Source organism: Pseudomonas baetica (assembly GCF_019733355.1).
Classification (GTDB): Bacteria; Pseudomonadota; Gammaproteobacteria; order Pseudomonadales; family Pseudomonadaceae; genus Aquipseudomonas; species Aquipseudomonas baetica_A.
This window is the reverse complement of sequence record NZ_JAIHLQ010000005.1, coordinates 40,530-59,850: the sequence shown is the minus strand read 5'-3', so window position 1 is coordinate 59,850 and position 19,321 is coordinate 40,530. Positions and strand designations below refer to the sequence as shown.

At 59.5% G+C, this 19,321-nt stretch carries 15 protein-coding genes; 7 read left to right on the top strand and 8 right to left on the bottom strand.

Features of this window, described 5'->3' with window-relative positions; genetic code table 11:
* Positions 1-2: 2 nt before the first annotated feature.
* From katB to radA, 3 genes are all read left to right on the top strand, one after another.
* Positions 3-1,544, top strand: a complete 1,542-nt coding sequence (gene katB, locus K5E40_RS06225; protein ID WP_221730126.1) for a catalase KatB — start codon at positions 3-5, stop codon at positions 1,542-1,544.
* Positions 1,545-1,605: 61 nt separating this feature from the next.
* Positions 1,606-2,151, top strand: a complete 546-nt coding sequence (locus K5E40_RS06220; protein ID WP_221730125.1) for an ankyrin repeat domain-containing protein — start codon at positions 1,606-1,608, stop codon at positions 2,149-2,151.
* Between the two features lie 46 nt (positions 2,152-2,197).
* Positions 2,198-3,565: a DNA repair protein RadA gene (gene radA, locus K5E40_RS06215; protein WP_221730124.1), complete on the top strand. Its 1,368-nt coding sequence runs from the start codon at positions 2,198-2,200 to the stop codon at positions 3,563-3,565.
* Between the two features lie 121 nt (positions 3,566-3,686).
* On the opposite strand, the gene K5E40_RS06210 is transcribed toward radA, so the two are convergent.
* Positions 3,687-4,055, bottom strand: coding sequence for a PilZ domain-containing protein (locus tag K5E40_RS06210; RefSeq protein WP_221730123.1), 369 nt, complete (start codon positions 4,053-4,055; stop codon positions 3,687-3,689).
* 159 nt (positions 4,056-4,214) lie between these two features.
* Here K5E40_RS06210 and K5E40_RS06205 point away from each other — a divergent pair, with 159 nt between their 5' ends.
* From K5E40_RS06205 to yjiA, 3 genes are all read left to right on the top strand, one after another.
* Positions 4,215-6,281: a carbon starvation CstA family protein gene (locus K5E40_RS06205; protein WP_221730122.1), complete on the top strand. Its 2,067-nt coding sequence runs from the start codon at positions 4,215-4,217 to the stop codon at positions 6,279-6,281.
* Between the two features lie 15 nt (positions 6,282-6,296).
* Positions 6,297-6,494, top strand: coding sequence for a YbdD/YjiX family protein (locus K5E40_RS06200; RefSeq protein WP_201228575.1), 198 nt, complete (start codon positions 6,297-6,299; stop codon positions 6,492-6,494).
* 153 nt (positions 6,495-6,647) lie between these two features.
* Positions 6,648-7,622 carry a GTPase gene (gene yjiA / locus K5E40_RS06195; RefSeq protein WP_221730121.1) on the top strand — a complete coding sequence of 325 codons (975 nt, stop codon included), beginning with the start codon at positions 6,648-6,650 and terminating at the stop codon, positions 7,620-7,622.
* A gap of 118 nt (positions 7,623-7,740) precedes the next feature.
* Here yjiA and K5E40_RS06190 read toward each other — a convergent pair whose 3' ends face one another.
* The 5 genes from K5E40_RS06190 to K5E40_RS06170 all read right to left on the bottom strand — a co-directional run bounded on the left by K5E40_RS06190 (position 7,741) and on the right by K5E40_RS06170 (position 16,161).
* The gene (locus K5E40_RS06190) at positions 7,741-8,451 is read right to left on the bottom strand and encodes a GntR family transcriptional regulator (RefSeq protein WP_221730120.1); all 711 of its coding nucleotides are present in this window, start codon (positions 8,449-8,451) and stop codon (positions 7,741-7,743) included.
* 24 nt (positions 8,452-8,475) lie between these two features.
* Positions 8,476-9,180 carry a FadR/GntR family transcriptional regulator gene (locus tag K5E40_RS06185; RefSeq protein WP_221730119.1) on the bottom strand — a complete coding sequence of 235 codons (705 nt, stop codon included), beginning with the start codon at positions 9,178-9,180 and terminating at the stop codon, positions 8,476-8,478.
* A 49-nt stretch (positions 9,181-9,229) separates the two neighbouring features.
* A complete protein-coding gene (locus tag K5E40_RS06180; RefSeq protein ID WP_221730118.1) occupies positions 9,230-10,543 on the bottom strand; it encodes a C4-dicarboxylate transporter DctA in 1,314 nt (437 codons plus the stop codon).
* A 276-nt stretch (positions 10,544-10,819) separates the two neighbouring features.
* Complete coding sequence (gene glyA / locus K5E40_RS06175; RefSeq protein ID WP_221730117.1) at positions 10,820-12,073, bottom strand: serine hydroxymethyltransferase; 1,254 nt, start codon at positions 12,071-12,073, stop codon at positions 10,820-10,822.
* 239 nt (positions 12,074-12,312) lie between these two features.
* Positions 12,313-16,161: a bifunctional diguanylate cyclase/phosphodiesterase gene (locus tag K5E40_RS06170; RefSeq protein ID WP_221730116.1), complete on the bottom strand. Its 3,849-nt coding sequence runs from the start codon at positions 16,159-16,161 to the stop codon at positions 12,313-12,315.
* A 286-nt stretch (positions 16,162-16,447) separates the two neighbouring features.
* Between K5E40_RS06170 and ettA the strand changes: the two genes are divergently transcribed.
* Positions 16,448-18,112 (top strand): energy-dependent translational throttle protein EttA, encoded by a 1,665-nt coding sequence (ettA, locus tag K5E40_RS06165; RefSeq protein ID WP_102354473.1) that lies wholly within the window; start codon positions 16,448-16,450, stop codon positions 18,110-18,112.
* A 135-nt stretch (positions 18,113-18,247) separates the two neighbouring features.
* On the opposite strand, the gene K5E40_RS06160 is transcribed toward ettA, so the two are convergent.
* Positions 18,248-18,742, bottom strand: a complete 495-nt coding sequence (locus K5E40_RS06160; protein WP_221730115.1) for a GreA/GreB family elongation factor — start codon at positions 18,740-18,742, stop codon at positions 18,248-18,250.
* A 71-nt stretch (positions 18,743-18,813) separates the two neighbouring features.
* A complete protein-coding gene (locus K5E40_RS06155) occupies positions 18,814-19,170 on the bottom strand; it encodes a hypothetical protein (RefSeq protein ID WP_221730114.1) in 357 nt (118 codons plus the stop codon).
* Between the last annotated feature and the right edge of the window lie 151 nt (positions 19,171-19,321).

The window sequence follows — 19,321 nt, the reverse complement described above, 5'->3', positions numbered from 1 at the left end:
ATATGACTTCCACGCTTGGCTTAGGGGCTTTTCCCCATCGCCGCACCCTTGGTGTACTCACCGCCAGCCTCCTGACCTTCTCCGTGCATGCCGCCCCCCTGACCCGGGACAACGGCGCAGCAGTGGGTGACAATCAGAACTCGCAGACTGCCGGTGCCAATGGCCCGGTGCTGCTGCAGGATGTGCAACTGATCCAGAAGCTGCAGCGTTTCGACCGCGAGCGCATTCCCGAGCGTGTGGTACATGCACGCGGCGCTGGCGCCCACGGCACTTTCACGGTCACCAATGACCTCAGTGACCTGAGCAAGGCCAAGGTCTTTGCCGCCGGCCAGAGCACGCCGGTTTTCGTGCGTTTTTCCGCCGTGGTGCACGGTAATCACTCACCGGAAACCCTGCGCGACCCGCGCGGTTTTGCCACCAAGTTCTACACCGCCGATGGCAACTGGGATCTGGTGGGCAACAACTTCCCGACCTTCTTCATTCGCGATGCGATCAAGTTCCCGGACATGGTGCACGCCTTCAAACCTGATCCGCGTACCAACCTTGATGACGACTCTCGCCGGTTCGACTTCTTCTCCCATGTACCGGAAGCCACGCGCACGCTGACCGAGTTGTATTCCAACTCAGGCACACCAGCCAGTTATCGGGAAATGGACGGCAACGGCGTACATGCTTATCGGTTGATCAATTCAAAAGGTGAAGTGCATTACGTAAAGTTTCACTGGAAGAGTTTGCAAGGCATAAAGAATCTGGCACCTAAAGAGGTGACGAAAGTTCAAGGTCAGGACTACAGTCATATGACCAATGACTTGGTGACAAACATCAATAAAGGCAATTTTCCGAAGTGGGACTTGTACATTCAGGTTCTGAAACCGCAAGATTTGTCCAGGTTTGATTTCGATCCGCTGGATGCAACCAAGATCTGGCCGGGTATTCCAGAACGCAAAGTTGGACAAATGGTATTGAACCGTAATCCGGCAAATGTGTTCCAGGAAACCGAACAAGTTGCCATGGCACCGGCCAATGTTGTGCCGGGTATCGAGCCGTCGGAAGATCGTTTGTTGCAAGGCCGAGTGTTCTCTTATGCCGACACGCAAATGTATCGCCTGGGTGCCAATGCCTTGCAATTACCGATCAACGCGCCAAAAGTTGCGGTGAATAATGGCAATCAGGATGGTGCGATGAATGTGGGTGCCAGCCACTCCGGCGTGAACTATCAGCCGAGCCGTTTGCAACCGCGCGAAGAGACGCAAAGCGCGCGTTACAGCCCATCGGCGCTATCGGGCAGCACCCAGCAGGCGAAAATTCAGCGTGAGCAGAACTTCAAGCAGGCCGGCGATCTGTATCGCTCGTTCAGCAAAAAGGAACGTCGTGATCTGATCGACAGCTTTGGCGGCTCGCTGGCCACCACTGATGACGAGAGCAAGCACATCATCCTGTCCTTCCTTTATAAGGCTGATCCCGAATACGGCACCGGCGTGACTAAAGTGGCTATGGGCGACCTGAGCCGAGTCAAGGCGCTGGCGGCCAAACTGGTCGACTGATTCAGCGTTGATGCGACGCGGGGTCTGAATCCGGGCCCCGTTTCGCTCAAGGAGAGTGCTTATGCGTATCTGTCTTTTGTGGCTATCGGGTTGTCTGTCGTTCGCCGCATGGGCGGCCTCCCCTGAGCAGAGCCCCGACGCGATCAAGGCTCAGCTTCAGGACTACTATTTCGACGCGGCCCGGCGTGGTGACGTGCCAATGCTGGAAACCTTCATTGAGTCCGGTTACTCCCTCGATACCCGCGACAGCAAGGGTTACACCGCGCTGATTCTGGCGGCGTATCACGGTCAGGCGCCGGCGGTTGAAAGGTTACTCGCCGCCGGGGCCGATGCCTGTGCTCAGGATCAACGCGGCAACACAGCGTTGATGGGGGCGGTTTTCAAGGGCGAATTGCAGATTGCCCGCCGCCTGATGGCGACCGACTGCAGCCCCGACCAACGTAACGGCGCCGGACAGACGGCAGCCATGTACGCCGGATTGTTCAAACGCCTTGAGTTGCTCGACGCACTCAAGGCCAAAGGTGCCGACCTGAATGCCGAAGATCCACTGGGCAACAGCCCCACGCGTCTGGCCAGCGGAGAAATCCGCACCGCCGCGCCGCGCTGATCGGTGATGGCTGCGTTATCATCGCGGTTTTGCCCCGGGGGTTCAGATGGCCAAGGCCAAGCGCATGTACGGCTGCACTGAGTGCGGCGCAACTTTTCCCAAGTGGGCCGGCCAGTGCGGTGAATGTGGTGCCTGGAACACCCTGACTGAAACCATGATCGAAAGCGGCGGGGCCACGGCGCCCACCGGTCGCACCGGTTGGGCCGGGCAGCAGGCGCAGATCAAGACGCTGGCCGAAGTCAGCATTGAAGAGATTCCGCGGTTTTCCACCGCGTCGGGCGAACTCGATCGCGTGCTCGGCGGCGGTCTGGTGGATGGTTCGGTGGTGCTGATTGGCGGCGATCCGGGGATCGGCAAATCGACGATTCTGTTGCAGACCCTGTGTAACATTGCCAAGAGCATGCCGGCGCTGTACGTCACCGGCGAAGAGTCCCAGCAACAAGTGGCCATGCGCGCCCGCCGTCTCGGCTTGCCCCAGGATCAACTGCGGGTGATGACTGAAACCTGTATCGAAACCATCATCGCCACCGCTCGTCAGGAAAAACCCAAGGTGATGGTGATCGACTCCATCCAGACGATCTTCACCGAACAACTGCAGTCGGCGCCTGGTGGTGTCTCCCAGGTGCGTGAGAGTGCGGCGCTGCTGGTGCGTTACGCCAAGCAAAGCGGCACGGCGATTTTCCTCGTCGGCCATGTCACCAAGGAAGGCGCGCTTGCCGGGCCTCGCGTGCTGGAGCACATGGTCGATACGGTGCTGTATTTCGAAGGCGAGTCCGACGGACGCTTGCGGTTGTTGCGCGCGGTGAAGAACCGCTTCGGCGCGGTCAATGAGTTGGGCGTGTTCGGCATGACCGACAAGGGCCTGAAAGAAGTCTCTAACCCTTCGGCGATTTTTCTGACGCGTGCTCAGGAAGAAGTCCCGGGTAGCGTGGTGATGGCAACGTGGGAAGGCACCCGGCCGATGCTGGTGGAAGTGCAGGCGTTGGTCGATGACAGCCACTTGGCCAACCCGCGACGTGTGACGTTGGGGCTCGATCAGAACCGATTGGCGATGTTACTGGCGGTTTTGCATCGGCACGGCGGCATTCCGACTCACGATCAGGACGTGTTTCTCAATGTGGTCGGCGGGGTGAAAGTGCTGGAGACGGCGTCTGACCTGGCATTGATGGCAGCGGTGATGTCGAGCTTGCGTAATCGGCCATTGCCCCATGATCTGCTGGTGTTTGGTGAAGTGGGCTTGTCTGGCGAAGTGCGTCCGGTGCCTAGTGGACAGGAGCGTTTGAAGGAAGCGGCCAAGCATGGCTTCAAACGGGCGATCGTGCCCAAGGGCAATGCGCCGAAGGAGTCACCGCCAGGGCTGCAGATCATTGCCGTGACCCGCCTGGAACAGGCCCTCGACGCGCTCTTCGAATAAACACTCGGAACCTTGGTGGGAGCGGGCTTGCCCGCGAAAGCGGTGGGTCAGTCGAAATCAATGTTGACTGACACGGCCTCTTCGCGGGCAAGCCCGCTCCCACAGGGATTGGTAGTGGCTTCTAGATTTCGATCAGAGCGCCCAACTCGCGCTCCAGCTCCTGCGGATCGCCCAGGTTGAACTCAATCAAGCGCCGCAGGCGTTCGATGGACTCCAGGCTGATGTGCTTGCAGGCGAAGCCGAGTTGGCCATGGTCGTCGTGGGTCAATTGCACATCCATCTTGATGCCTACCTCATCGTTGAGATGGATATCGACCAGGAAATGCCGCTCCCGATCACCTAGCCACGGCTCTGGCTTCCCGATCAACAGACCCTTTAGCGACAGGTCGATCAACTTCACTGGCCAGATGTACTCGCCCTGGCTCAACTCGGTTTTGGCATCGAACGCGATGCGTTTGAAACGGCGACGCTCGTCAGGTTGTTCGCTCATGGCGCAATCCTCCGGATGTTCGCTGACTATAGACCCGCATTCTTCAACCGTGCCAGTGCAGACAAGCGTCTAGACCAACGTCGGGGTATGGCCTTTGTCGCCAGTAGCGCTAAACTCGGGGTGGCTGTCTTTCTTGTCCACCCTGGCTGGAATAAAAAAATGAAAAATAATAATAGCCTGCTACGCCACTTACCCTGGCTAGTGCTGGCAATCGTAGGAGCGTGCGCCCTGGGCGTAGTGGCATTGCGCCGAGGCGAGGCGATCAACGCCTTGTGGATTGTGGTCGCAGCCGTGGCCATTTATCTGGTTGCGTATCGTTACTACAGCCTGTTCATCGCTAACAATGTGATGCAACTCGATGCGCGTCGGGCCACCCCCGCCGTGCTCAACAACGACGGTCTGGACTACGTTCCAACCAACAAACACATTCTCTTCGGTCACCACTTCGCGGCCATTGCTGGCGCGGGGCCGTTGGTCGGCCCGGTATTGGCAGCGCAGATGGGGTATTTGCCTGGCACGCTTTGGCTGATTGCCGGTGTGGTGCTGGCGGGCGCGGTGCAGGACTTCATGGTTCTGTTCATGTCGACCCGTCGCAACGGCCGATCCCTGGGCGACATGGTGCGTGAAGAAATGGGCCGCATTCCCGGCACCATCGCACTGTTCGGCTGCTTCCTGATCATGATCATCATCCTCGCGGTGCTGGCACTGATCGTGGTGAAAGCGCTGGCGGAGAGTCCGTGGGGCATCTTCACCGTGATGGCGACCATCCCGATCGCGATGTTCATGGGCATCTACATGCGCTACATCCGTCCGGGTCGCATCGGCGAGATCTCGGTGATTGGCGTGGTGCTGCTGCTCGGTTCGATCTGGCTGGGTGGGCAGATTGCCGCTGATCCGGTGTGGGCCAAGGCCTTCAGCTTCACCGGTATTCAAATCACCTGGATGCTGATCGGTTACGGCTTCGTGGCGGCGGTTCTGCCGGTATGGCTGATCCTTGCGCCGCGTGACTATCTGTCGACCTTCCTCAAGATCGGTACGATCATCGCGTTGGCGATCGGCATCCTGGTGACCATGCCTGAGCTGAAAATGCCGGCATTGACCCAGTTCGTCGACGGCACCGGCCCTGTGTGGAAGGGCGGTCTGTTCCCGTTCCTGTTCATCACTATTGCCTGTGGTGCGGTGTCCGGTTTCCACGCGCTGATCTCCTCCGGGACCACGCCGAAGCTGCTGGATAACGAAACCAACGCCCGTTACATCGGTTACGGCGGCATGTTGATGGAGTCGTTCGTCGCCATCATGGCCATGGTTGCGGCTTCGGTGATCGAACCGGGCGTGTACTTCGCCATGAACAGCCCGGCCGCCGTGGTGGGTGGGGATGTCGCTTCGGTGGCGCAGATGGTCAGCAGTTGGGGCTTTGCGATCACGCCTGAGGCGCTGCAAGCCGTCGCCCATGACATTGGTGAAACCACCATTCTGGCCCGTGCTGGCGGTGCGCCGACCCTGGCGGTGGGTATCGCGCAAATCCTGCACAGTGTTCTGCCGGGTGAAAACACCATGGCGTTCTGGTATCACTTTGCGATCCTGTTCGAAGCGCTGTTTATCCTCACCGCTGTGGACGCTGGTACCCGTGCCGGACGTTTCATGCTCCAGGATCTGCTCGGCTCTTTCGTTCCGGCGCTCAAGCGTACCGAGTCGTGGACGGCCAACCTGATTGCCACCGCCGGTTGTGTGGCGATGTGGGGCTGGTTGCTGTACCAAGGCGTGATCGATCCACTGGGTGGCATCAACACCTTGTGGCCGCTGTTCGGTATCTCCAACCAGATGCTGGCCGGTATCGCGCTGATGCTCGGCACTGTGGTTCTGATCAAAATGAAGCGTCAGCGCTACATTTGGGTCACTCTGCTGCCAGCCACCTGGCTGCTGATCTGCACCACAACGGCGGGTTTCATCAAACTGTTCGACGCCAACCCGGCAATCGGTTTCCTGTCGCTGGCCAAGAAGTACAGCGATGCGTTGGCCAACGGTCAGATTATTGCCCCGGCCAAGAGCATCGATCAGATGCAGCACGTCATCTTCAATGCTTACACCAACGCCACGCTGACCGCGCTGTTCCTGTTCGTGGTATTCAGCATCCTGTTCTATGCGCTCAAAGTCGGCATCGCCGCCTGGGGCAAAAAAGAGCGTACGGATAAAGAATCGCCATTCCAGGCTCTGCCGGACGCGTAACCAGAGGATTGCACCATGTTCAATGACCTGAGTCGCCTCGGTAAATACCTCGGTCAGGCTGCGCGCTTGATGGTCGGCATGCCCGACTACGACACCTACGTCGAGCATATGCAAACCAAGCACCCGGACAAACCGATGATGAGCTACGAGATGTTCTTCCGCGAACGTCAGGAGGCCCGTTACGGTGGCAAGGGTGGGCCGAAGTGCTGTTGAGCTGACAGCCTGAGGTTGCTGCAATCCCCCTGTGGGAGCGGGCTTGCTCGCGAAAGCGCAGTGTCAGTTGATGAATGTTCTGACTGATGCACCGCCTTCGCGAGCAAGCCCGCTCCCACATTTGTTTTGTGTTTCTTTTAAGGAGATCGAGTTTTGTCCTCTCCCATTCCGGTCACGGTACTCAGTGGTTTCCTCGGTGCCGGCAAGACCACCTTGCTGCGCCATCTATTGAAAGCCGAGCACGGCCTGAAAATCGCCGTGATCGAAAACGAATTCAGCGACGCCGGAATCGATACGCAGTTGCTGGGTGATGAGCCGGTGCAAGTCATGACCCTGGCCAATGGCTGCGTCTGCTGCACCATTCACACCGATCTGACCAAAGCGCTTTATCTGTTGCTTGAACGCCTGGACAGCGGCGAAATCGCCTTCGACCGCCTGGTGATCGAATGCACCGGTCTGGCCGATCCGGCGCCAGTCGCGCAAACCTTCTTCATCGATGAAGAATTGCGTGAGCGCTACATTCTCGACGGCATCATCACACTGGTCGACGCGGCCCACGCCGAGCAGCACCTGACCCAGACCATCGCCCAGGCGCAGATTGGTTTCGCCGACCGCTTGCTGGTGAGCAAGACCGATCTGGTCGACGAAGCGGCATTCACGGCGCTGAGCGAACGGCTGACGCGGATCAACCGTCGAGCACCGATTCGTGTGGTCGAACACGGCAATATCGATCTGGCCGAGTTACTCGATGTGCGCGGCTTCAACCTCAATGCCGACCTGGGTGGCGGGCTGAGTCTGCGGCCGGTGAGCCAGGCGCCGTCTATCGATCGCATCTCCAGTCTGGTGCTGCGCACTGAGCAACCGCTGGATATAGATCAGCTCAGTGAATTCATGAATGAATTGCTGGAGGAGCACGGCAAGCAATTGCTGCGCTACAAAGGCGTGCTGAACATTGCCGGGGAAGATCGGCGACTGGTGTTTCAGGGCGTGCTGAAACTCTATGGTTTCGACTGGGATACGGAGTGGGCCGAGGGTGAGGCGCGGGACAGTGTGATCGTGTTTATTGCCGATGATTTGCCGGAGGAGAAAATTCGGGCGGGGTTTGCCAGGGTGGCGGCGCAAGGCTAAATGTTTGCGCAGGCATTAAGGGCCTCTTCGCGAACAAGCCCGCTCCCACAGGTTATGGGGTTGGTCACAAAATCGGTGGTCACCCTCAATCACTGTGGGAGCGGGCCCGCGATGGCGATCATCCGGTGGCGCACTGTTCATTGACGGAATACAACAGGGTGTCTTCCAGATGATCCAGATGTTGGTTCATCAGCATTGCGGCCTTTGCAGCATCCCCATTTTCCACTGCTTCAACAATCGCCAGATGCTCCTGCCACGCGCAACAACGGCGCGTCGATCCATCACCGCGCGCAATCGCCAATGACGTCAGCGGCACCAGACTGCCGAGAAAATGCGCCAGCGGTGCATTCCCCGCCATGTGTGCCAGTTGCAGGTGGAACTCCCCGGACAACCGAATCGCCATCGCCCGCCGATCCTGCTCTACAGCCTGGCGTTCACGTTCGATCAACGCTCGCAGGCGTTTCAATTCTTCGGCCTGTGGCCGCTGACAAGCCAGGCGCACCAGCGTGCTTTCGGTCAGGCGCCGTGCATGCAGGGTTTGCCGCGTTTGTTCGGCATTCAGCGCGGTGACACGCGGGCGATGATTGGCGCGCAACACAATGATGTGTTCATGGGATAGCTGCGTCAGCACCCGCCGCACGTCCGCACGGCTGACACCGAACATCTGCCTGAGGCTGTCTTCGGTGAAACGGCTGGCCGGATCGATGCGTTGCTCCAGAATCGCATCGAACAGTCGTGGATAGAGGTCATCGCTCGGCGCCGGCAGGCGCGAGAAGGGCAGGGCAGCCGGCATCTGACGAGTGTGCGACGGCGTGGCAAGACTGTTCATGGCCGATCTCCAGTGTGAAGAAATTCAGGTGTTCAAGTGGTCTTCCGGAATGTTCAGCTCGATGCCCATCCGCTGGCCTTCGCGCAGGATGTGTCGACGCATCTCGGCGCTGGCCTGGGCGCTGTTCTTGCCGCGTATCGCGCGCACCACGGCTTCGTTTTCTTCGAGGCGTTCGGCCAGATGTTCCGGGGAATTGCGCAGCACGTCGGCGCTTTGTTTGAGGGCGTTGCTGGTTTGTTGCACCACGCTCTGGAAGATCGGGTTCGAGGTCAGGGTGAACAATTCTTCGTGGAAGGCGATGTAGGCGCTGACCCCGGCTTCGCTGTCGCCGGCCTCCAGGGCTTCGCGCATGTCCATCAGGGTCAGGCGCAACTGGCCGACTTCCTTGCTGCTGATCGATTGGGCCACGAGGCCGACAATGAACGGCTCCAGGGTGTAGCGCAGTTGCAGCACGTCTTCGAGGCTGGCGCCGGCCACTGCGCTGTCGTGGCTTTGGCTGTCACTCAGTTGCGCGTCGAGCACCACCACGCCTTTGCCCGGCATCGAGCGCACCAGGCCGAGGGTTTCCAGCACGATCACTGCTTCGCGCAGGCTCGGGCGGCTGATGCCCAGTTGTTCGGCCAGTTCGCGCTGGCCGGGCAGCATGTCGCCGGAGCGCCACTGACCACGGGCCAGCGCGGCCCGAAGTTTTTCTACGACTGAGTTGACGACGGTTGATGTGGTGATCACGTATTCGCTCCATGAGCCGTGTCTGCGGATGAGCAGGCACGGCGGTCATTCAAAATTCTTTGGCGGCTGCTTGAGCGACCGGTTTTCTCGGCTGAAAGGTGTAGCCCTGTTGACCGCTGAGCACCTTGTTCGCTCGCTGCACATCGATGTCCTTTTCCCAACGAGCAATGGCCACGGTGGCGACACAGTTGCCGATCAGGTTAGTCAGCGCTCGGCCGATGCCCATGAACCAGTCCACCGCCAACACCAACACCAGACCGACCACCGGGATGGCGGGGATCGCTGTCAGCGTCGCGGCGAGGATCACCAGCGCCGAACCGGGAATACCGTGGGCACCTTTGGAGGTGATCAGCGATACCAACAGAATGGTCAGCAGATCGGTCATGGCCAGCGGTGTGCCGGTGGCGTTGGCGATGAACACGATGGCCAGGGTCAGGTAGATCGAAAAACCGTCGAGGTTGAACGAGTAACCGGTCGGAATCACCAGCCCGACGGTCGAGCTGCCGATGCCCAGGTGCTCCAGTTTGCGCATGATCTGCGGCAATACGGCGTCGGACGAAGCGGTGCCCATGACGATCAGCATTTCTTCGCGCAGGTACTTGAGCAGCGGCCACAGGCGCAGTCCGGACAAGCGCATTACCAAGCCAAGAATCAAAGCGACAAAGGCAATGCACGTCAGATAGAACAAACCGACCAGACTGCCCAGATGTTGCAGCGAGTCCAGGCCATATTTGCTGGTGGTAAACGCGATGGCGCCGAACACGCCGATCGGCGCCAGACGCACGATCATGCCCATGATCCGAAAGATCACATGGCTCAGCTCGTTGATCAGCCGTGAGATCCCCGAGGCGGCTTCGCCGACCAGATTCAATGCGCTGCCGAACAGCACCGAGAACAACAGCACTTGCAGAATGTTGTTGTCGGCAAAGGCACCGATGACTGAGGTCGGGATCAGATCCATCAGGAACTGCGTAGTGGTGTGTATGTGCTGGCCGCGTTCGGCGATGTCGCCCATGTCGGCGGCGGACAGTTGCTCCAGATGGATATTGGCGCCGCTGCCGATCCCGGTGCTGAACGCAAACACCAGGCCGATCACCAAGGCGATGGTGGTGAGGACTTCAAAATAGATGACTGACTTGAGGCCGATGCGCCCGACCTTCTTCAGGTCGCCCGCGCCACTGATGCCGCTGACCACCACGCAGAACACGATCAGGCCGATGAGCATCTTGATCAGTTTGATGAAACCGTCGCCGAGGGGTTTGAGCTGGGCGGAATATTCGGGAAGGGTCAGCCCGCAGACGATGCCGAGCACCAGTCCGAGAACCACTTGAAGGAAGATTGAACGCGAGCACCATCTGAGCATGGGAGGAATCCTGGTCGGTGTCCTGGCTGCCGTGTGCGGGGCACATCGGATTCAGGACTTAATTATTGTGGTCTTACCGGTATGTCCAGTGCAGGCGCAGTCTAGGCGCTGTTTTTTACGGATCGCAAGTGAAAAATGACGAATTGGCATGACCGGTCTGACCAGTTGCGCGCAATCCCCCGATCTTGAGCGGTTGTCGACTCGAATCTTTTTTGCAGGCGAAAAAAAACCGGCCATCACTGGCCGGTTCTTCATACTGCGGGTTTAACGTCGCAATTAAGCGCCGTAGACCGGCAGTTTCTTGCAGATGGCTTTGACTTTCTCACGAACGGCGTCGATCACCGCTTCGTTGTTCAGGTCAGCCAGGATGTCGCAGATCCAGCCGGCCAGTTCTTTGCACTCTGCTTCCTTGAAGCCGCGAGTGGTCACAGCCGGAGTACCGAAGCGCAGGCCGGAGGTGACGAATGGCGAGCGTGGATCGTTAGGCACGGAGTTCTTGTTCACGGTGATGAACGCTTTGCCCAGCGCGGCGTCGGCGTCTTTACCGGAGATGTCCTGCTTGATCAGCGACAGCAGGAACAGGTGGTTTTCAGTACCGCCGGAGACCACGTCGAAACCGCGCTCGATGAACACGCCGGCCATGGCTTTGGCGTTTTTCACCACTTGCTGCTGGTAAGTCTTGAACTCAGGCTGCAGCGCTTCCTTGAAGCAGATCGCTTTAGCGGCAATCACGTGCTCCAGCGGGCCACCTTGGGCGCCCGGGAATACGGCGGAGTTCAGCTTCTTCTCGATGTCGGCGTTGGCGCGAGCCAGGATCAGGCCGCCACGTGGACCGCGCAGGGTCTTGTGGGTGGTGGTGGTCACCACGTCAGCGAAAGGAACCGGGTTCGGGTAGACGCCCGCGGCGACAAGACCGGCCACGTGAGCCATGTCGACGAACAGGTAAGCGCCAACCTTGTCAGCGATCGCGCGAAAGCGTGGGAAGTCCAGAATCTGCGAGTAGGCAGAGAAACCGGCCACGATCATTTTCGGCTTGTGCTCAACAGCCAGACGCTCGACTTCGTCGTAGTCGATCAGGCCGTTGGCGTCGATGCCGTACTGCACCGCGTTGTACAGCTTGCCGGAGGAGGAAACGCTGGCGCCGTGGGTCAGGTGACCGCCGTGGGCCAGGCTCATGCCCAGAATGGTGTCGCCACCTTGCAGCAGGGCCAGGTAGACAGCGGCGTTGGCTTGGGAACCGGCGTGCGGCTGAACGTTGGCGTAATCGGCGCCGAACAGTTCTTTGGCGCGGTCGATGGCCAGTTGTTCAACCACGTCGACGAACTCGCAGCCGCCGTAGTAGCGCTTGCCCGGATAACCTTCGGCGTACTTGTTGGTCAGTACCGAGCCTTGAGCCTCCATCACCGCAGGGCTGGTGTAGTTTTCCGAAGCGATCAGCTCGATGTGTTCTTCCTGGCGCTGAGCTTCTTGCTCCATGGCGGCAAAAAGATCGGCGTCGTACTTGGCAATAGTCAAATCACGGCTGAACATGGCGGTCCTCAAGGATCGGGGGCAGAAAAGGGGGGCATTCTAACCCAATGGGTTTTGGATGGCATATGAAACGACATCATGTCGCAGACAAGTGGCATTCATGACAGATGTGCGGTGCTTTTACTGGCCCCTTCGCGAGCAGGCTCGCTCCCACACTAACCGAGGCCAGCCTGCGATTTTGTGATCGACATCAATCCTTGTGGGAGCGAGCCTGCTCGCGAAGGCCGCGCCACAGATTTTCAGTCGAACATGAAGAGCGCATCGTTACTGAACTGCGCTTCAAACCGGCTCGCCGGCATTGGCCGTCCGAACAGATACCCCTGCACCTCATCGCAGCCATGCTCACGCAGGAAGTCCAATTGCTCATGGGTTTCCACACCTTCGGCGATCACCGCCAGGTTCAGGCTGTGGGCCATGGCGATGATCGCCCGGGCAATCTGTGCGTCCTGCTCGCCGGACGGCAACCCGTCAACGAAGGTGCGGTCGATCTTCAGCACGTCGATCGGGAACTGCTTGAGGTAGTTGAGCGATGAGTAACCGGTGCCGAAGTCATCGACTGCAATGCTCAGGCCGAGGTTTTTCAGCCCGTCGAGAATCTGCATCGCCTCGCAGACTTCGCGCATCAGGATACTTTCGGTCAGTTCCAGCTCCAGGCACGCCGGCGGCAGGCCGGTTTCCTTGAGGATATTGGCGATTCGCGTGCCAAGTTGGCCGTCGGAGAATTGCCGCGCCGAGATGTTCACCGACACTTTGGGCACACGCACGCGGTTCTGGTGCCAGGTCTTGAGCTGGCGACACGCCTCGCCGATCACCCAATCACCGACGTCCACCACCAGCCCGAGTTCTTCCAGTACCGGAATGAAATCTCCCGGCGGCACCAGTCCGCGACGCGGATGACGCCAGCGCAGCAGCGCTTCGGCGCCGGTCAGGCGTTTGCCGTCGCCACTGAATTGCGGCTGGTAATACAGGACGAATTCGTTCTGCTCCAAGGCATGGCGCAGGTCGCTTTCCAGCTCCAGGCGCTCAAGCGCACTGGCGTTCATGTCGGCCTGATAGAACTGGAAGTTGTTCTTGCCGCGTTCCTTGGCGTGGTACATCGCGGTGTCGGCGTTTTTCATCAACTGGCTGAGCTCGTTGCCATCCTGCGGGCTCAAGGCGATGCCGATACTGGCGGTGACGAAGAACTCGCGACCTTCAAGCACGAACGGTCGCACCAGACTCGCAAGAATTTGCTCGGCCACATGGATCGCGCGGTTCAGCGCCATCTCGCGGCTGGAGCGATGTTGCAGCAGCAAGGTGAATTCGTCGCCGCCCATCCGCGCCACGGTGTCGTCATCGTCGACGCAGGCCAGCAGGCGCGTGGCCATGTCCTTGAGCATGCGGTCGCCGGCGGCGTGGCCGAGGGAGTCGTTGATCGGTTTGAAGCGGTCGAGGTCGAGGAACATCAACACCACCCAGGACTTTTGCCGGTCCGCCGATTGCAGCGCGGTGTGCAGACGATCCTGGAACAGCGTGCGGTTCGGCAGGTGGGTCAGGGCGTCGTAGTAGGCGAGGCGATGAATCCGTTGCTCGCTGGCCTTGCGCTCACTGATGTCGCTAAAGAAGCACACGTAACTGGCCAGGTCGCCCTCGTCATCGAGCACGGCGGTGATGCCGACCCACGCCGGGTAATGCTCGCCATTGCGGCGCTTGAGCCAAACCTCACCTTCCCAGGTGTTGTGCTGATGCAGTTGCTTGAGCACGTAACGCAGGTGCGCATCCTGTTGCTCGTCGACGGTGAGCATGTTCGGCAACTGGTCGAGCACTTCGCTGACCGCATAACCACTGACGCGGCTGAAGGCTTCGTTGGCCTGGACGATGTACCCGGCCGGGTCGGTGATCAGGATCGCCGACGTCGAATGCTCGAATACGGTGGCCGCCATGCGCAGGTCTTTCTCGGCGCGGCGCTGCTGGCTGATGTCGCGGCCGACGCCGAGCACGCCTTCAAACGCGCCGTGCTCGTCCCACACCAGCACCAGTCGCAACTCGATCGGGATCTTGCGGCCATCGGCGCGCAGGCAGTCGAACAAGAACATTTGTGTCTGCACCTGGCTGCGTAACATTGCCAGTTGCTCGGGTTTGTCCAGCGCCTTGCTGACCCGATCCATCAGGGTGTAAATGCCGCTCAGTTGCTGTGGGTTGGCGATGGTCGATTGCCAGCCGTTCTGGAAAATCCACTCGGCGTCGTAACCCAGCACCGCTTGCACTGACGGGCTGACGTAGTTCAGCGAGAGCTTGCTGTCGGTGGAAAAAATCACGTCGCTGATGCTTTCGGCGAGCATGCGGTAGCGCTGCTCGCTGTCGCGCAGCGATTCGCTGGCCTCAATTTGCTCGGTGATGTCTTTGGCCACACCGATGATCCGCGTGACCTGATCATGTTTGTCGCGGGCCAGCGCCTGTTCACGAATATCGAAACGCCGCCATTCGCCGTCACGATGCCGGAAGCGCAACTGGCACTGAAGCAATTGGCTGTAACCGGCGTGTCGCTGCATCTGACGCGAGCGATGGTAATAGTCGGCGTCTTCCGGGTGCAGGAGTATTTCCCAGAAATACTCGCCCATTTGATGCAGCTCGGTGCGGTTGTAGCCCAGCGTTTGGCCGAGGTGGTGGTTGCTGAAAATCATCCGTTGGCTGATCACGTCTTGCACGTAGAGATGATCCGGCACGGTACGCACCACGTCCGACCAGAAGCCTTCGCGCTCCAGTAGCGACAGCTCGATGAGTTTACGGCTGGTGATGTCGTTGATGCTCAGGATCACCGCTTTATAGTCGTGCTGCTCCTGGGGCAGGCGTAAAACCATCCACAGATGTTGATCGCGACCATTGATGTCCGGCAGTTTGATTTCCAGTTCCAGCTGACTTTGCTGTTGAAGTACGGCGTCGAGTACCTGATTGCCGATCGCGCAGTGAGGGTGCGGATGACCGTCAATCAACAGTTGCCAGGCGTCCTCGCAGGAATTGACGTTGAGCAATTGCAGCGCCACCTGATTGACTTCGGTGACGCGCAATTCCTGCAACAACTGCTGACGCTGTTGCGGCTGGTCGAGCCAGGCCTTGAGCTGATCGCTGCTCTGGATCTGCGCCTTGTCGAAAACCTGTTTCAGGCCGGACAGGTCCAGCACGCACAAGGCGACGCCGGTGCCGTCGAAGATGTCCTGATAACGCCGGCGCCCTTCATGGACCTGGCGCTGACGGCGACGCATGTTCAACAGCGCGATCACCGGTAGCAGCGAGAAGGCCAGGCCCAGTAGGCATTTACCGATGAACGCGGGCAGCAATTCTTCGAGCACGCGCTGGCGGTCGAATAATCCGCGCAACTGCCAATCGCTGCTGCTCAGCGGAACGGTGAGCACGGTGTTGGCCAGATCGTCGGGACTCAGCACGCCTGGCTTGGCGGATGACAGTATTTCGTCGTGACTGATGATCTGGTGGTTGAGGCGGTTTTCCACCAGCCACAGCGGACGCAGGCCGGTTTCACTCTGCTTGGTCAACGAGTCGAAGAATGTCGGGGTCAGGCGCAGTGCCCAATAACCACGAACGTTGCCGCTGGCCTGATGCAACAACAGATGTACCACCGAGCCATCGTCGGCATTGCTGAAGTAGTGCGCTTGGGAGCGGCTGCGGCGTACCAGTTCGGTAAGGTAATCGGCGTCGGAGCTTTCGGCACTGCTGTCGCTGAGGATTCTCCCGGAGGGGCTGAGCAACGCCAGGCTGCGCAGGTCCGGCAGCGATTTCTGGAGCTTGCGCAATAGCGCCTGCTGTTCGTCGGTTGATTGCGGTTGTTCGACGATCGGTAGCAGATTGAGGGCGATTTGCGCGTTCAACGCCATGTTCAGGCTGACCTGTGAAGCGAGGTCGGCGGTGTAATCGATGGTGTATTGGCGCTGGTTTTTCTGGGTTTCGTGCAATTGATCAAGCAATTGCCAGAACAGCAACGCCAGCAACAAGAGCACGAGTGTGGCCAGCGCACCCTTTAATGTTCCGCGCAGGGGCGAGCCTGGCGCCGGTTGGGAGCTGCTCACAGAGGCTGGCGGAGTGACTTTGGACAAGCTGTAATCCTGCGGTTTGGCTGGACTGGCGCGACGTGCACTATAAGCCGGACGCCCGAAGGGCGGCTAGCATGCCTTGAGTCGTGGCGAAGTGCCAGCCCCGTGCGGCTGGACTGCCACCGGTCATTGAGGTAGCTTTGCCCGTTACGCGGGAGCGTTCCAGCTCCTAGACTCAGACTTTTTTCAGCGCGCACGCATTGATCAACATCAAGTGAACGACGCGCACGGTCTGGCCGGGCATCGCCTGCGCTCCAATCATTCATCTGTCACTGACCCAAGGTTCTCCATGGCTCAATACGTCTTCACCATGCATCGGCTGGGCAAAGTTGTTCCGCCGAAGCGGGAAATCCTCAAAAACATTTCGCTGTCGTTCTTCCCCGGCGCCAAGATCGGCGTGCTCGGCCTCAACGGTTCGGGTAAGTCCACGCTGCTGAAAATCATGGCCGGCGTCGACACCGAGTTCGAGGGCGAAGCCCGTCCGATGCCGGACCTGAACATCGGTTATCTGCCGCAAGAACCACAACTTGACCCCACCAAGACCGTGCGTGAAGTGGTCGAGGAAGCGGTCAGCGTGATCAAGAACGCCCAGGCGCGCCTGGACGAGGTCTACGCGGCTTACGCTGAAGAAGATGCCGACTTCGACAAACTGGCGGCAGAACAGGCCAAGCTCGAAGCCATCCTGCAAGCCAGCGACGGTCACAACCTGGATCGCCAACTGGAAGTCGCCGCCGATGCGCTGCGTCTGCCGGCGTGGGATGCCAAGGTCGAATTCCTGTCCGGTGGTGAAAAGCGCCGTGTGGCCCTGTGCCGTCTGCTGCTGTCCGCCCCGGACATGCTGCTGCTCGACGAACCGACCAACCACTTGGACGCTGACTCCGTGGCATGGCTGGAGCACTTCCTGCACGACTTCCCGGGTACCGTGGTTGCGATCACGCACGACCGTTACTTCCTCGACAACGTCGCTGGCTGGATTCTGGAACTCGACCGCGGCGCGGGCATTCCTTACGAGGGCAACTATTCGGGTTGGCTCGAAGCCAAGTCCGATCGTCTGGCGGCCGAATCCAAGCAGCAGTCGGCCCACGAAAAAGCCATGAAAGAAGAACTGGAGTGGGTGCGCAAAGGCGCCAAGGCCCGCCAGTCGAAATCCAAGGCTCGTCTGCAACGCTTCGAAGAAATGCAATCGCAGGAATTCCAGAAGCGTTCGGAAACCAACGAGATCTACATCCCGGCCGGTCCGCGCCTGGGCGACAAGGTCATCGAGTTCAAGAACGTCACCAAGGGCTACGGCGACCGCGTGTTGATCGACAACCTGTCGTTCTCCATGCCTAAAGGCGCCATTGTCGGCGTGATTGGCGGTAACGGTGCCGGTAAGTCGACCCTGTTCCGCATGCTGATGGGCAAGGAAACGCCGGATTCGGGCTCCATCGAAGTCGGCGAAACCGTGCAACTGGCGTGCGTCGATCAGAGCCGCGAAGACCTCGACGGCAGCAAGACGGTGTTCCAGCAGATCTCCGACGGTTCGGACCAGATCCGCATCGGCAACTACGAGATTCCGTCGCGTACCTACGTCGGTCGTTTCAACTTCAAGGGCGGCGATCAGCAGAAGTTCGTCAAGGACCTGTCCGGTGGTGAGCGCGGTCGTCTGCACCTGGCGCTGACCCTGAAGGAGGGCGGCAACGTCCTGCTGCTCGACGAACCGTCCAACGACCTCGACGTTGAAACCCTGCGTTCGCTGGAAGAAGCCCTGCTGGACTTCCCGGGCGCCGCCATTGTGATCTCTCACGATCGGTGGTTCCTTGACCGCGTCGCGACGCACATCCTGGCGTACGAAGACGACTCCCAAGCGGTGTTCTTCGAAGGCAACTACACCGAGTACGAAGCCGATCGCAAAAAGCGCCTCGGCGAAGCGGCTGCCCAGCCACACCGGGTACGCCACAAAAAACTGGCCTGATATTGGGCGAGTTGCATAAAAAGCGGAGCCTTCGGGCTCCGCTTTTTTGTGCTTGGTTTTTTAGTAGGGCTTTGGTAGGCGGCCGGTGAGGTGGCCGACATTGGTCGCCGATGCGATGTGGGCCCAAGGCGTGGTTTACGCCGGTTCGACACGGATCACTTCAATCAGTTGGTCACCGGCGGGGCGCTGCCACAGCACCTCGTCGTTAAGCTGGGCGCCGAGCAGTGCTCGGCCCAGTGGTGAGCCCCAGTTGATCAAGCCTTTGGCGGCGTCGGCCTGGTCTTCACCCACCAGTTGCACGCGGCGTTCGGTGTTGTGTTCGTCGGCATAGGTCACCCAACTGCCGATCTGCACCTTGTCGGTAGAGGTCGCGGCGACGGCGACTTGTGCACTGCCCAGACGTTGATTGAAGTAACGCAGATCCCGTTCAAGATCGGCCAGACGCTGTTTGTCAGCCTGTTCACCCTTGGCCGATTGCTCGGCGTGCAGGGCTTGCAGCTCGGCGACTTTCGCCTGCAACTGGGCTAGCCCCTGCGGCGTGACGTAATTGGGTTGCGTGCTGACCTGCCGTTCGACGGGCTGATCGGCTTGCGCGGCGGCGTTGTCTTCGTTGACGAAAGCGCGGCTCATGGTGTCCTCCTCTTCATAGAGTTTGGGCCATGGTTACCGGCATTTGGTTTCACTGGATGTCTGGATGCGACCTACTGCGAGCGATAAGCCCGCCCGGCGTCCTGATCTTTCTGGCGCTGCCAGGCGCGTTCGCGTTCGTCCCAGTGTTCGTTGCGATACTCTTCGCGCCCCTTGTTTTCCAGCATCGCCTGACACTGGCGAAAGCCGTCGGTCCAGCCTTCGGCGTATTGGTTGTCCTTGAGGTAACGCGGCACGTTCTTGCGGAATTCGCCGCTGATCGAGCCGGCGGCTTGCCGGCCGCTGACACAACCGTCATCAAAACCGTCGGCGAAGGCCGGTGGGTAACCTTTGGCGATCAAATCTTCGTGAGTGGTCTGGCAACCGCCCAGCAACAGCAAAACACCTAGCAAACCCGCACACCGCCACATCGCACTCTCCCGCGCCGGTTCTCGGCTGATAGGGAAAGTCTAGAAGGGGATTCGTTGAGTATTGGTGAAAGGTGTGTGAGTAATTCGTTGAACACCGCAGATCCCTGTGGAAGCGGGCTTGCTCCCACAGGGGTTATTTGCTGGGCTTCAG

Bases quoted from the DNA above. Each gene is read 5' to 3' on its own strand.
- katB (WP_221730126.1), top strand. From the start codon at position 3: ATGACTTCCACGCTTGGCTTAGGGGCTTTTCCCCATCGCCGCACCCTT.
- K5E40_RS06220 (WP_221730125.1), top strand. From the start codon at position 1,606: ATGCGTATCTGTCTTTTGTGGCTATCGGGTTGTCTGTCGTTCGCCGCA.
- radA (WP_221730124.1), top strand. From the start codon at position 2,198: ATGGCCAAGGCCAAGCGCATGTACGGCTGCACTGAGTGCGGCGCAACT.
- K5E40_RS06210 (WP_221730123.1), bottom strand. From the start codon at position 4,055: ATGAGCGAACAACCTGACGAGCGTCGCCGTTTCAAACGCATCGCGTTC.
- K5E40_RS06205 (WP_221730122.1), top strand. From the start codon at position 4,215: ATGAAAAATAATAATAGCCTGCTACGCCACTTACCCTGGCTAGTGCTG.
- K5E40_RS06200 (WP_201228575.1), top strand. From the start codon at position 6,297: ATGTTCAATGACCTGAGTCGCCTCGGTAAATACCTCGGTCAGGCTGCG.
- K5E40_RS06190 (WP_221730120.1), bottom strand. From the start codon at position 8,451: ATGAACAGTCTTGCCACGCCGTCGCACACTCGTCAGATGCCGGCTGCC.
- K5E40_RS06180 (WP_221730118.1), bottom strand. From the start codon at position 10,543: ATGCTCAGATGGTGCTCGCGTTCAATCTTCCTTCAAGTGGTTCTCGGA.
- glyA (WP_221730117.1), bottom strand. From the start codon at position 12,073: ATGTTCAGCCGTGATTTGACTATTGCCAAGTACGACGCCGATCTTTTT.
- ettA (WP_102354473.1), top strand. From the start codon at position 16,448: ATGGCTCAATACGTCTTCACCATGCATCGGCTGGGCAAAGTTGTTCCG.
- K5E40_RS06160 (WP_221730115.1), bottom strand. From the start codon at position 18,742: ATGAGCCGCGCTTTCGTCAACGAAGACAACGCCGCCGCGCAAGCCGAT.
- K5E40_RS06155 (WP_221730114.1), bottom strand. From the start codon at position 19,170: ATGTGGCGGTGTGCGGGTTTGCTAGGTGTTTTGCTGTTGCTGGGCGGT.